At 57.7% G+C, this 11,961-nt stretch carries 13 protein-coding genes; 5 read left to right on the top strand and 8 right to left on the bottom strand.

Annotated features, from left to right (window positions below):
- Positions 1-82 precede the first annotated feature (82 nt).
- A complete protein-coding gene (locus tag QLG07_RS23410; RefSeq protein ID WP_282470259.1) occupies positions 83-1,351 on the bottom strand; it encodes an MFS transporter in 1,269 nt (422 codons plus the stop codon).
- Positions 1,352-1,465: 114 nt separating this feature from the next.
- Here QLG07_RS23410 and QLG07_RS23405 point away from each other — a divergent pair, with 114 nt between their 5' ends.
- From QLG07_RS23405 to bioD, 3 genes are all read left to right on the top strand, one after another.
- Positions 1,466-2,377, top strand: coding sequence for a LysR family transcriptional regulator (locus tag QLG07_RS23405; RefSeq protein WP_282470258.1), 912 nt, complete (start codon positions 1,466-1,468; stop codon positions 2,375-2,377).
- Between the two features lie 169 nt (positions 2,378-2,546).
- Entirely contained in the window at positions 2,547-3,764 is a 1,218-nt protein-coding gene (locus QLG07_RS23400) for an ROK family protein (RefSeq protein ID WP_282470257.1), read from the top strand.
- A 121-nt stretch (positions 3,765-3,885) separates the two neighbouring features.
- Positions 3,886-4,551: a dethiobiotin synthase gene (gene bioD / locus QLG07_RS23395; RefSeq protein WP_282470256.1), complete on the top strand. Its 666-nt coding sequence runs from the start codon at positions 3,886-3,888 to the stop codon at positions 4,549-4,551.
- Between the two features lie 54 nt (positions 4,552-4,605).
- On the opposite strand, the gene osmV is transcribed toward bioD, so the two are convergent.
- The 4 genes from osmV to osmY all read right to left on the bottom strand — a co-directional run bounded on the left by osmV (position 4,606) and on the right by osmY (position 8,059).
- Entirely contained in the window at positions 4,606-5,745 is a 1,140-nt protein-coding gene (gene osmV, locus QLG07_RS23390; protein WP_048918755.1) for an osmoprotectant ABC transporter ATP-binding protein OsmV, read from the bottom strand.
- On the bottom strand, positions 5,745-6,392 hold the full coding sequence (gene osmW / locus QLG07_RS23385) for an osmoprotectant ABC transporter permease OsmW (RefSeq protein ID WP_282470255.1): 648 nt from the start codon (positions 6,390-6,392) through the stop codon (positions 5,745-5,747). The genes osmV and osmW overlap by 1 nt, the downstream gene beginning before the upstream one ends.
- A 10-nt stretch (positions 6,393-6,402) precedes the next feature.
- Positions 6,403-7,224 (bottom strand): glycine betaine ABC transporter substrate-binding protein, encoded by an 822-nt coding sequence (locus QLG07_RS23380; protein WP_282470261.1) that lies wholly within the window; start codon positions 7,222-7,224, stop codon positions 6,403-6,405.
- Positions 7,225-7,342: 118 nt separating this feature from the next.
- Entirely contained in the window at positions 7,343-8,059 is a 717-nt protein-coding gene (gene osmY, locus QLG07_RS23375) for an osmoprotectant ABC transporter permease OsmY (protein WP_062818665.1), read from the bottom strand.
- A 311-nt stretch (positions 8,060-8,370) separates the two neighbouring features.
- On the opposite strand from osmY, the gene QLG07_RS23370 reads away from it, so the two are divergent.
- Complete coding sequence (locus QLG07_RS23370; protein ID WP_191149455.1) at positions 8,371-9,828, top strand: MDR family MFS transporter; 1,458 nt, start codon at positions 8,371-8,373, stop codon at positions 9,826-9,828.
- A 154-nt stretch (positions 9,829-9,982) separates the two neighbouring features.
- Here QLG07_RS23370 and QLG07_RS23365 read toward each other — a convergent pair whose 3' ends face one another.
- Together QLG07_RS23365 and QLG07_RS23360 are read right to left on the bottom strand one after the other, a co-directional pair.
- Positions 9,983-10,279, bottom strand: coding sequence for a DUF1161 domain-containing protein (locus QLG07_RS23365; protein ID WP_133623581.1), 297 nt, complete (start codon positions 10,277-10,279; stop codon positions 9,983-9,985).
- A gap of 42 nt (positions 10,280-10,321) precedes the next feature.
- Entirely contained in the window at positions 10,322-10,669 is a 348-nt protein-coding gene (locus tag QLG07_RS23360) for a DUF1283 family protein (RefSeq protein ID WP_099755163.1), read from the bottom strand.
- Between the two features lie 128 nt (positions 10,670-10,797).
- On the opposite strand from QLG07_RS23360, the gene QLG07_RS23355 reads away from it, so the two are divergent.
- Entirely contained in the window at positions 10,798-11,124 is a 327-nt protein-coding gene (locus tag QLG07_RS23355) for a YnfA family protein (RefSeq protein WP_048916080.1), read from the top strand.
- A gap of 19 nt (positions 11,125-11,143) precedes the next feature.
- Here the strand turns inward: QLG07_RS23355 and ydfG are convergent, their stop codons facing one another.
- Positions 11,144-11,890, bottom strand: coding sequence for a bifunctional NADP-dependent 3-hydroxy acid dehydrogenase/3-hydroxypropionate dehydrogenase YdfG (ydfG, locus tag QLG07_RS23350; protein ID WP_282470254.1), 747 nt, complete (start codon positions 11,888-11,890; stop codon positions 11,144-11,146).
- Positions 11,891-11,961 lie beyond the last annotated feature (71 nt).

Below are 11,961 nucleotides of genomic sequence, written 5' to 3'. Positions count from 1 at the left end.
TGTTGTCGTAGGGGCGACGGCATGCCTCGCCCGTCAGATGTTGTCGTAGGGGCGATGGCATGCCTCGCCCGCCATCAAACCGCTACAGCCGCTTACCGTGCAGCCGTGTTCCTATCAGTAGCGCCATCACCAGCAGCGCAGCGATAAATGCGGTAATCCCGTGCCAGCCGAAGTTATGCCAGAACACGCCGCCGAGCGTACCCGCTACGCTGGAGCCAAGGTAATAACTGAACAAATACAGCGAAGAAGCCTGGCCCTTAGCGCGGCGGGCGCGTGGTCCAATCCAGCCGCTGGCTACCGAGTGTGCAGCAAAGAATCCGGCGGTGAAGAGCATCATCCCGGCCAGAATCAGCCAGATATTGTTGGTCAGGGTAATCAGTAACCCGATCAGCATAATGGCGGTGGAGAAGAGCAGCACCGGGGCGCGACCATACTTTGCCGTCATTGCACCCGCCTTCGGCGAACTCCACGACCCGGTCAGGTAGACCACCGACAGCAGCCCGACAACCGCCTGACTGAGCGAAAAAGGTGCAGAGAGCAGGCGGTAGCCAATATAGTTAAACAGAGTAACGAACGCCCCCATCAGCAGGAAACCTTCGGCGAACAGCAGCGGCAGGCCGCTATCTCGCCAGTGCAGGCGGAAGTTGATCAGCAGGCTGCGCGGCTTAAGCGAGGCCGGGCGGAAATGGCGCGAGGCCGGCAGGATCTTCCAGAACATCAGCGCCGAAGCCAGGGCAAAACAGCCGATAACCATTACCGCCACACGCCAGCTGCTGAAGTCGGTAATCACCCCGCTCAGCAGGCGACCGCTCATCCCGCCGATGGAGTTACCGCTGATATACAACCCTATGGAGAACGCCACCATGCTCGGATGGATCTCCTCGCTGAGGTAGGTCATTCCGACCGCTGCCACACCGCTCAGCGACAGGCCAATTAGCGCCCGCATCAGCAAAATACCGTGCCAGCTGGTCATGGTGGCGGAAAGCAGCGTACAGATCGCCGCCAGCATCAGGGCGGTAACCATCACCGGCTTGCGGCCAATCGCATCAGACAGCGGGCCGGTAATCAGCAGGCCGAGCGCCAGCAGCCCGGTGGAGATCGACAGGGAGATACTGCTGGCCGCAGGAGAAACACCAAACTCCTGCGACAGAACGGGCAGGATTGGCTGCACGCAGTACAGCAGAGCAAAAGTTGCCAAACCGGCAGAGAACAGCGCCAGCGTCACGAGCATAAACTGCGGCGTACCGCGTTTGATATACAGCTCTTTGCTGGCTTTGCCCTGATCAACAGCGGGGGAGGAGGCTCGTTCAGCGCGGTCTGGCGCCGCAACGGCAGAGGGTGAGCGGTTCACTTCTATTCCTTTTTTTATTTTGAGTAGTCAATTTGAGGTATCACGTTGTCAAGGGTAAGAAATGCGGATTATGATGTCTAATATATTAATAATATAAAATGATATGTTTAAAGTATGAATATCGAACTCCGTCATCTGCGCTACTTTATTGCCGTTGCTGAAGAGCTGCACTTTGGCCGCGCAGCCACGCGCCTGAATATCTCGCAGCCGCCGCTGAGCCAGCAGATCCAACTGCTGGAGCAGGAGATCGGCGCGCGCCTGTTGGCGCGCACCAATCGCAGCGTGCAGCTGACCGCCGCCGGGCAGCAGTTTCTGCTCGATGCGCGCCAGATTATGCTCAACGTGACCAAGGCCGCGGAAAAAGCCGCCAGGCTGCATCGCGGGGATGAAGGCGAACTTCGCATTGGTTTTACCTCCTCCGCGCCGTTTATTACCGCCGTTTCCGATGCGCTGTTCAACTTCCGCCAGCGCTTTCCCGCCGTGCACGTGCAGATGCAGGAGATCAACACCCGCCAGCAGCTGGCGCCGCTCAGCGACGGACGGCTGGATCTGGGCGTGATGCGCAATACCGATCTGCCGGACAATCTCAACCATCAGCTGTTACTGCGTGAGCCGATGTACGCGCTGGTTCATCGCGCTCACCGTCTGGCAACACGGCAGAAAATTGCGCTTAGCGATCTGGCGCAGGAAGCGTTTGTCTTTTTTGACCCCAGCGTTGGCACGGCACTCTATAGCGAGGTGCTGGAGCTGCTGCGCCGCTATCAGATCCAGCCAAACATTGCCCAGGAGGTGGGGGAAGCCATGACGATCATCGGTCTGGTCTCTACCGGGCTGGGCGTCTCTATTTTACCCGCCTCGTTTCACCGCGTGCGGCTAAGCGATGTGGTGTGGATCCCACTGGAGGAGCAGGACGCGCAGTCTGAAATGTGGTTGGTGTGGTCGAAGCAGCGGGAAATTCCGGCGGTGACGGCAGCGATGATGTCACTGCTCCTGCGCCAGGAACGCTCTTTTTCGCAGAAAACATGAGCGCATGGCGCTGGTTTATGTGCTGTAAATCACATATCGAATCAAATATTTGACGCCATCTGATAAGTGTTTCACCATGCACAGATGGCTTTATTTTGAAGCGTGAAAATAAGTGCTTCTTTCGGTCGCATTTCGGCTGTGACGGGCAGGTAATAATCAGGAGTGGGGTGTGATTGCGGATAGTCAGCCTGGTCATATCGATCAGATAAAACAGACTAATGCCGGAGCGGTGTACCGACTGATCGACAGGTTTGGGCCCATCTCGCGGATTGAGCTGTCCAAAAAAGCTCAGCTGGCCCCGGCCAGTATTACCAAAATTGTGCGCGAAATGCTGGAAGCTCATCTGGTACAGGAAACCGAGTTTCAGGAGCCGGGCAGCCGTGGGCGTCCGGCGGTTGGCCTGGTGCTGGACACCCAGGCCTGGCACTATCTCTCTGCCCGCATTGGCAACGGCGACATCACGCTCGCGCTGCGCGATCTCAGCAGCAAAATGGTGGTGGAGCAGCAATTTCCGCTGCCTGCCGAGGCTGACCAGCCGCTGCTGATGCGCATCATCCAGCTCATCGATCGGTTCTTTATCGATCACCAGCACAAGCTGGAACGCCTTACCGCTATCGCCATTACGCTGCCCGGGATTATGAACAGCCAGTCCGGCATTGTGCACCGCATGCCGTTTTATCAGGTTGATGATATGCCGCTGGGGCCAGAACTGGCGAAGCGCACCGGGCTGCCGGTCTATATCCAGCACGACATCTGCGCCTGGACCATGGCGGAGTCGCTGTTTGGCGCCTCGCGCGATGCCAGCGATGTCCTGCAGGTGGTGATTGACCATCATGTTGGCGCCGGTGTGATTACCGGTGGCCGGTTGCTGCACGGTGGCAGCAGTACGCTGGTGGAAATTGGCCACACGCAGGTCGATCCGTGGGGCAAGCGCTGCTACTGCGGCAATCACGGCTGCCTGGAAACCGTGGCCAGTATCGACAGCATGCTGGAGCTGGCCGCGCAGCGCATGCAGGCGTCGATGAGCTCAACGCTGCATAATCAGCCTCTGACGATTGATGCGCTGTGCGACGCGGCGCTGGCTGGCGATCAGCTGGCCTGCGATGTCATCGCCGGGGTCGGTAGCAGCGTGGGGCGCATTGTGGCCATTATGGTTAATCTGTTCCATCCTCAAAAAATTCTTATCGGTTCCCCGCTTAATCGTGCCCAGAGCGTGCTGTTCCCCGCTATCGCCACCTGCATTCGCCAGCAGGCGCTACCCCGCTACAGCGCTGACTTACAGGTTGAACCAACCGAGTTTGTTAATCTCGGCACCATGCCGGGCGCCGCGCTGGTCAAAGATGCCCTGTATAACGGTTCGTTATTAATCAAGCTGCTACAGGGCTGATAAATCCACTAAATCTTGCGCTAACGCAATCTCCGGCGGGCGGTACTGCCCTACAATTTTCGCTCACTTGTAAAGTACGAAAATGATTACCCTGGACAGACAGGGCCTGCCGGAGCCATTCATGTTGAAACGTCTATTTGTTACCGGAACCGATACAGAAGTCGGCAAAACGGTGGTGTCCCGCGCGCTGCTACAGAAGCTGGCAGCGCAGGGTAAACAGGCCGTAGGCTATAAACCTGTGGCTAAAAGCAGCCAGCAGACCGAAGAGGGGCCGCGCAATAAAGATGCGCTGGTTCTGCAGGCTTCATCATCGATTCTACTGCCGTACCAGGCGATCAACCCGGTCACCCTGCTGGAAGATGAAATCAGCACCAGCCGCACGCCGATTGATTACGCCACGCTCAGCCATGGGCTGAGGGCACTGGACGGGCAGGCGGATTACACCGTGGTGGAAGGGACGGGCGGCTGGCGCAGCCTGATGAACGATTTGCGTGCGTTATCGGAATGGGCGGTGCAGGAACAGCTGCCGGTGGTACTGGTGGTGGGGATCAAGCTGGGCTGCATCAGCCATGCGCTGCTGACGGCGCAGGCGGTAGTGAATGATGGATTGCCGCTGCTGGGCTGGGTTGCCAACCGGATAAATCCGGGGCTGGCGCACTATGCGCAAATTATCGACGTGCTGAGGGATAAGATCCCGGCGCCGCTGCTGGGGGAGCTGCCGTATCTGCCGCGAGCCGAAACGCGCGAGCTGGCGCACTATCTCGATTTAAGCGCGCTAAAGCTGTAGAAGATTAGGCAGCAACATCGTAGGGGGCAGGCATGCCTGCCCCTACCCAGATGATTAGCTAACGTTCAGTACGCGGCGGGTACGGCCTGAACTGAGGTAATCCGCAATATAATCCTGCGAAATCTCCCCGCTGTAGCGGCCGTCTTCATCGACGATCGGCATCCAGACCAGATTGTGCTCGTACAGCTTTGACAGCACCACGCGCAGGTTCTCTTCCGCCTTGCCGGTGACGGTAAACTTGTGCAGCATATCGGCACAGACGCCGCTGGCAGCGCGCGCCTCGCGACGTTTCACAAAGCCCAGCGGTTTGCCGTCATTATCCACCACGGTGATTGAACGTAAATCGTTGTCATCCATCATGCCGAACGCTTCTGCCAGCGGCGTGGATTTTTGCACGGTAAGCGTAGGCTGCCGATCGGTAACATCGCCCGCCTGCACCAGCAGTAGCCGCTTCAGCGTGCGGTCCTGGCCAACAAACGACCCGATAAACTCGTTAGCCGGTTTTGCCAGCAGCTCATCCGGGCTGGCGCACTGCACGATTTTTCCCTGGCCGAACACGGCAATACGGTCACCGAGCTTCAGCGCCTCATCGATATCGTGGCTGACCAGCATCACGGTTTTCTTCAGCTGGCGCTGCATCTCGAGGAACTCATTCTGGATCACTTCGCGGTTAATCGGGTCGACCGCACCGAACGGCTCATCCATCAGCAGCACCGGTGGGTCCGCCGCCAGCGCGCGGATTACCCCAATGCGCTGCTGCTGGCCGCCGGACATCTCGCGCGGATAGCGGTGAAGAAACTTGTTGGCATCCAGCGCCATCATGCTCATCAGCTCGCGGGCGCGCTCTTTGCAGCGCTGCTTTTCCCAGCCCAGCATACGCGGCACCACGGTAATGTTCTCTTCGATAGTCATATTCGGGAACAGCCCGATCTGCTGGATCACATAGCCAATATTGCGGCGCAGCGTCACGGTGTCTAAGCCGCTGGTATCCTCGCCGTTAATCAGAATTTTGCCGCTGCTGGAAGGGATCAGGCGGTTAATCATCTTCAGCGTGGTGGTTTTGCCGCAGCCGGAAGGGCCGAGCAGGACGCACATTTCGCCTTCCGGCACGTTCAGGCTGACATTATCAACGGCGTTAAAGCTGTTACCGTTTTTCTGCTTAAAGGTTTTGGTGAGGTTTTCCAGTTTTATCATTATCGAATCCCCTTAGGTGTCAGCGCCAGCTGCAGGCGGTGCAGCAGCCAGTCAAGAATAATAGCCAGTAAACAGATCATTAATGCGCCAGCAATCAGCATGCGGATATCACTGCCGCTGATGCCGTCCAGCAACAGCAGGCCAAGGCCGCCCGCGCCGATAATCGCGGCAATCGCCATCACGCCAACGTTCATCACCACCGCCGTGCGGATACCGCCGAAGATGACCGGCAGCGCCATCGGGATCTCCACCCAGCGCAGGCGCTGCCAGAACGTCATGCCGATACCGCGCCCGGCTTCACGCAGCCCAGCCGGCAGGTTTTCCAGCGCGGTGTGCGTGTTGCGCACAATCGGCAGCAGCGAGTAAAGGAACACCGCAGTCACGGCGGGCAGTACGCCGATGCCCTGACCGATCATCGAAAACAGCGGGATCATCAGGCCAAACAGCGCAATCGACGGAATGGTCAACACGATAGTTGCCAGCCCTAATATCGGCGTTGCCAGCCACTTAAAACGCACAATCAGAATGCCGAGCGGCACGCCAATCACAATGGCGAAGCCCACCGCCAGCGCCACCAGCCATAAATGCTGGAAGGTGAGGGAAGCGAGGTAGCCCCAGTTATCAATCATGTAGTGAAGGGTATCCATAACTGTCTCCTCAGAGCATGCCGTGAGATTTCAGGAAATCGCGGGCCACCTGCTGCGGCGACTGATGGTCAATATCCACGCGTTTATTCATTTCGGTTATTGCCTCATCAGTGATCAGCGGCGACAGCTTATTCAACGCCGTATCCAGTCCCGGATGATCTTTCAGCGCCTGCTCGGTCACCACCGGCGTTACCGCATAGCCTGGGAAGAAGCCTTTATCGTCCTTCAGCACTTTCAAATCGAAGCCTTTTACGCGCCCGTCGGTGGTGTACACCAGACCGGCATCAACAAAGCCATCACGAATGGCGTTGTAAACCAGCCCCGGGTCCATCTGGCGGATCTGCGGGCGGTCCAGCTCCATGCTGTAGGCTTTCTGCAACGGCTTCAGGCCATCGGAGCGCCCGGCAAACTCAAGATCAAGGCCCAGCATCCAGTTATGGTCGGGGTCGTTTTTGCGCACCTGCTCCAGCTTTGCCACCATTTGTGACATCGTATCAATATGCTCGGCGTCGGCGCGTTCGCGCTTCATGGCGAAGGCGTAGGTGTTGTTCATCGGCGCGGGGTTGAGCCACACCAGACCCAGCCTGGCGTCCAGCTTTTTCACCGTCTGATACGCTTCATCAGGCGGCATAGGTTTTGAAATATGGTTAAAAATTATCAGCGAGGTACCGGTATATTCCCAGGTCATATCGACCTGCTTGTTGATCATTGCGTTACGGGCGATGGTGGTGGCAATGTTGGTTTTGGGTTCCACTTCAAAGCCCTGTTTGCGCAGGTACTGGGTGGTCAGCGCCGACAGAATGTGCTGTTCGGTAAAACTTTTAGTGGTCATCACCAGCGGTGCCGCCGCAGCCGCGCCGCTCAGCGCCAGCGAGGCGGTCAGCGCCAGTGCGCCGTGGCGCAGCCAGCGGGTTAACGGGAAATCAGCCATTATCAGCTCCTAATTATTGTTATGCCGCAGTATGCGGGCTGAGCAGGCGGCCAAGACCGGCCAGCAGCATATCCAGGATCAACGCAAACAGTGCCGTGGCGGCAGCGCCAAGGATCAGCGTAGGGAAATCATTCAGGTAAATCCCCGGGAAAATCAGCTCGCCGTAGCTGCTGGCACCAATCAGAAACGCCAGCGGGGCGGTGCCGACGTTAATTGCCGTCGCCACGCGAATGCCGGACAGCATCACCGGCCACGCATTGGGCAGCTCAACCTGGTACAGGCGCTGGCCTTTCGTCATGCCAATGCCGTCAGCGGCCTCCAGCAGTGAAGCGGGCACCGAGCACAGGCCGGCGTAGGTGTTGCGCACAATCGGCAGCAGCGACGCCAGAAACAGTGCGATAATCGCCGGGCGATCGCCAATGCCGATCACCACCATCGCCAGCGCCAGTACCGCCAGCGGCGGCAGGGTATTGCCAACGTTAAAGATCTGCATCACGTATTCCGCCCAGCGGCGGGCAAAAGGGCGGCTAAGAAGAATGCCGCTCGGAATGCCAATCAGCAGCGCAAACAGCAGTGACCAGAACACCAGCTTCATATGTTGCTGACCGAGGTAAATCAGATCAACGCGGCGAGCCTGAATAGTCTCTACGCCAAGCCCCCAGACCAGCAGGCCAACGATAGCGGCGATAAACAGCACCGCCAGTAAGGCACGCTGCAACAGCGTGGAATTTTGCATATCATGGTTCTCCCTGGATGCAGATAAGCACTAAAAGTGATGATTAAATGTGTTACTAGCGTTTTACCCGGTAAGTTCGCCTAAAAATCTATAGCAGCGAAGCGGGAGAAGTGCCAAATTTTAGGCCGAAAATCAGGAGGATAGTTTTAAGCTAAATCACGCTTAAGCCTTTGCCAGCGCTGGAAAAGCCATCAATGAAAAAAATTTATCGTCAACAGGTGACAATGTCACTAATTCAGATAAGCACATTTCGGAAACTGTTTGCTCTAAAATGCTCCACACTAAAGGGATGAACGAAGGACGGGGAAACTATGTCGGAAAATATTGCTAATCCCGTGGCGCAGCGCCACTGGATCCTGATCGCCTCGATGCTGGCGATGTTTATGGCGGCGATCGAGGTCACCATTGTTGCTACGGCTATGCCCACGATTATCGCCGAGCTGGGAGGTTTCTCACAGTTTGGCTGGGTGTTCTCTATCTATCTGCTCACCCAGGCAGTCAGCGTGCCGATTTACGGGCGGCTGGCAGATTTATGGGGCAGAAAGCGCATGTTCTTTATTGGTACAGGCCTGTTTTTATGCGGTTCGGTGCTGTGCGGCTTCGCCACCAATATGGGCTGGCTGATCCTGTTCCGCGCACTACAGGGGCTGGGGGCCGGGGCCATCATGCCGCTCACCTCCACTATTATTGCCGATGTCTATCCGCCGAAAGAGCGGGCGGGGATCCAGGGCTGGCTGTCTAGCGTCTGGGGCGTGGCGGCGATCGTTGGCCCGTTAACCGGCGCGTGGCTGGTGCAGCACTTTAACTGGGCGCTGATTTTCTGGGTCAATGTGCCGATCGGCATTATTTCGATGCTGCTGCTGGCGCGCTTCTTCCCGGAATCGAAGGAGAAAAGTCCGCACCGCCTGAACCTGACGGGCAGCGCCTTGCTGATGCTGACGGTCAGCGCGCTGCTGGTGGCGTTACTGCAGGCGGAATCACTGGGGCTGCCATTGGTCGCCGGACTGGTCATTGTGGCATGTATCGCCGGCTACGCCTTGCTGCACCACGAGCGTAACGCCAACCAACCGCTGTTCCCGATGGCCATCTGGCGTAGCCGCACGCTGCTGGCAGGTAATGCCGGAAATCTGCTGATCGGTGCGGCGATGATGGGCATCAGCGCCTTTCTGCCCACCTGGATCCAGGGGGTTAACGGCGGCACGCCGCTGCAGGCGGGCAGTGCGCTGGCGATGATGTCAATCGGCTGGCCGCTTGCCAGTACGCTGAGCGGGCGCCTGATGCAGCGCACCTCGTACCGCTTTACCGCGCTGCTCGGCTCGCTGCTGTTGATTGCCGGCACCGCGCTGCTGCTCACCCTGCATCGTGAAAGCCCGGTGTGGCACGCCGGCTTTTTCGCCTTTGTGATTGGCACCGGGATGGGCATGACCAGCACCACCTTCCTGATTGCGGTGCAAAATACCGCCGACTTCGCCATTCGCGGCATCTGTACCGCGTCAATCATGTTTAGCCGCATGCTCGGCTCGGCGCTGGGAACGGCGGTGATGGGAGCGGTGCTGAATTATAATCTGCTGCTGCGCCTGCCGCATAGCAACGACCCGGTACAGCAGGTGATGTCCCACAGCCAGCGCGCGGCGATCGAGGCGGACAGCCTGCAGCATATGCTGAGTGAAATCGCGCTGTCGCTGCATTGGGTATTTGCAGTATCGCTGGGGGTGGCGGTGATGAGCCTGCTGGTGTCACGGATGATCCCGGCGCTGAAACCGCATTAATTTTTTGAGGCGGGTCAGGCATGCCTGACCCCTACAAATGACGAATATATTATAACTTTATAATTGTTGAGGCGGGCCAGGCATGCCTGACCCTGCAGATGGCGTAAATATTATAACGTTTGGTAGGGGCCAGGCATGCCTGGCCCGCGGAATGTTACTGCGCGGAAGTATCCTGCGAGGTACCGGCAGCAGCAGGGACGCTGCTGTCATCGTTATTGCCACTGCGCTTGTAAACAATCTTCTGCGTGTCGTTTTCGCAATGACCCACGACCTGGCCACCCGCCTGATCGGCCTGGTCATTCGGCACGATATCCAGCGTAAAGCCGGAGGCCGGAACCCCGTTATTGATGATTTTCTGGTTAATATCGGCCTTGACCGTTTCGCAAGATGCCTGAACGGCCAGAGGAGTGGCAACGACGAGGGCGGTTAATATCCACTTGAAACTCTTCATCTTATCATCCTTAAATTAGCAGTAATAACAGTGCCGGAGTGGTTAAGGCGTGACCGGACGACCGGTGCGACGGTCGAGGCAGCGCAGGGTTTTCGGCTCCCAGTAGGCATTCAGATTGAGGCTTTTTTCACAGGCTTCGCTGGTATCAAAAGCGCGGTCAACGCGGTCGAACTCTTTCTCGGTGCGGGAGTTAACCTTATGGCGCAGATTGCGGGTGTCATCCCACTGCTCTTTCTGCTGGCGCGCTTCTTCTTTAGTCAGTGAGTTATCGCCATCCTCGATCACCAGGCGGTCGGTGCGTGCCTGCGCGCTGTGCTGGACGGAGAACAGGGCTGCCAGCATTAATAGCGGCAGTGTCGCCTGCTTCAGACGGTGTTGTACTGTTTTCATCATAGTTTCCTTTCAATGGGCAGCCCGCTGTCGCGACTGCGCGGACGATGTTTGTTAGTATATCACCAGCTTTCAGGCAGCGACCAGTCACGCGGTTGCGCCGTTGAACTTTGAGTGAGAATTTACCTTTGCTGACCACCATTTTACTTTTCTTTGCCACCGCACTGGCCGAAATCGTCGGCTGTTTCCTGCCGTATCTGTGGCTGAAAAAGAACGGTTCGCCATGGCTGCTGCTGCCGGCAGCAGTCAGCCTGATGCTGTTTGTCTGGCTGTTGACGCTGCACCCGGCCGCCAGTGGGCGCGTCTACGCCGCCTATGGGGGCGTGTATGTGGTCACGGCGCTGCTGTGGTTGCGCTTTATTGAGGGTGTTCGGCTTAGCACTTTCGACTGGCTTGGGGCGCTGGTGGCGTTCTGCGGAGTGTTGATTATCGTTGCCGGATGGGGGCGGGCCTGAGTCGCCCGCCGCAGGTTCATTACCCTTTGTGCACGCGCAGGCCAGCCTGACTTTGGCCGACTGGCATCATCTCCAGCGCGTTGATATTGACGTGTTTCGGCAGGGTAGCCACCCACCAGACCGCTTCGGTCACATCTTCCGGCGTCAACGGTTCGGCGCCGTCATACACGCTACCCGCTTTGGCATCATCGCCCTTAAAGCGCACATTGGAGAACTCGGTGCCGCCGACCAGGCCCGGTTCGATATCGGTAACGCGCAGCGCGGTGCCGTGCAGGTCGGTACGCAGGTTAAAGCTGAACTGACGTACAAACGCTTTGGTCGCGCCGTAGACGTTACCGCCCGGGTACGGCCAGCTGCCGGCAATCGAACCGATATTGATGATATGGCCAACGTTGCGCTCCACCATGGCGGGCAGAATGGCGCGCGTCATATACACCAGGCCCTTGTTATTGGTGTCGATCATATTTTCCCAGTCTTCCAGGCTGGCACGCTGTGCCGGTTCAATGCCCAGCGCCAGGCCGGCATTATTCACCAGCACGTCAATGTTGCGCCACTCCGCCGGCAGGCTATTCACCGCCGCGTCAATGCCGGCGCGATCGCGCACGTCGAGAACCAGCGTATAGACGCTGTCGCCCAGCTCCTGCTGTAACGCATCCAGGCGCTCCTGGCGGCGGCCGGTGGCAATGACTTTATGTCCCTGAGCGACAAAGCGGCGGGTAATACTCTGACCAAAACCGGCGGTAGCACCGGTAACAAATACGATCATCTCACTGTTCCTCAACACATTTTGGATTTTTCTTACCTTAACATTATGCCGCGCCGCCGATAAAGGAGCGT

Origin of the sequence: Erwinia sp. V90_4, from assembly GCF_029967685.1 — a bacterium.
GTDB lineage: Bacteria > Pseudomonadota > Gammaproteobacteria > Enterobacterales > Enterobacteriaceae > Erwinia > Erwinia aphidicola.
The sequence above is the reverse complement of the archived record's forward strand: the minus strand, read 5'-3'. Positions and strand labels throughout refer to the sequence as shown.

Bases quoted from the DNA above. Each gene is read 5' to 3' on its own strand.
- bioD (WP_282470256.1), top strand. From the start codon at position 3,886: ATGTTGAAACGTCTATTTGTTACCGGAACCGATACAGAAGTCGGCAAA.
- QLG07_RS23380 (WP_282470261.1), bottom strand. From the start codon at position 7,224: ATGACCACTAAAAGTTTTACCGAACAGCACATTCTGTCGGCGCTGACC.
- QLG07_RS23360 (WP_099755163.1), bottom strand. From the start codon at position 10,669: ATGAAAACAGTACAACACCGTCTGAAGCAGGCGACACTGCCGCTATTA.
- osmY (WP_062818665.1), bottom strand. From the start codon at position 8,059: ATGCAAAATTCCACGCTGTTGCAGCGTGCCTTACTGGCGGTGCTGTTT.
- osmV (WP_048918755.1), bottom strand. From the start codon at position 5,745: ATGATAAAACTGGAAAACCTCACCAAAACCTTTAAGCAGAAAAACGGT.
- QLG07_RS23405 (WP_282470258.1), top strand. From the start codon at position 1,466: ATGAATATCGAACTCCGTCATCTGCGCTACTTTATTGCCGTTGCTGAA.
- ydfG (WP_282470254.1), bottom strand. From the start codon at position 11,890: ATGATCGTATTTGTTACCGGTGCTACCGCCGGTTTTGGTCAGAGTATT.
- osmW (WP_282470255.1), bottom strand. From the start codon at position 6,392: ATGGATACCCTTCACTACATGATTGATAACTGGGGCTACCTCGCTTCC.
- QLG07_RS23365 (WP_133623581.1), bottom strand. From the start codon at position 10,279: ATGAAGAGTTTCAAGTGGATATTAACCGCCCTCGTCGTTGCCACTCCT.
- QLG07_RS23370 (WP_191149455.1), top strand. From the start codon at position 8,371: ATGTCGGAAAATATTGCTAATCCCGTGGCGCAGCGCCACTGGATCCTG.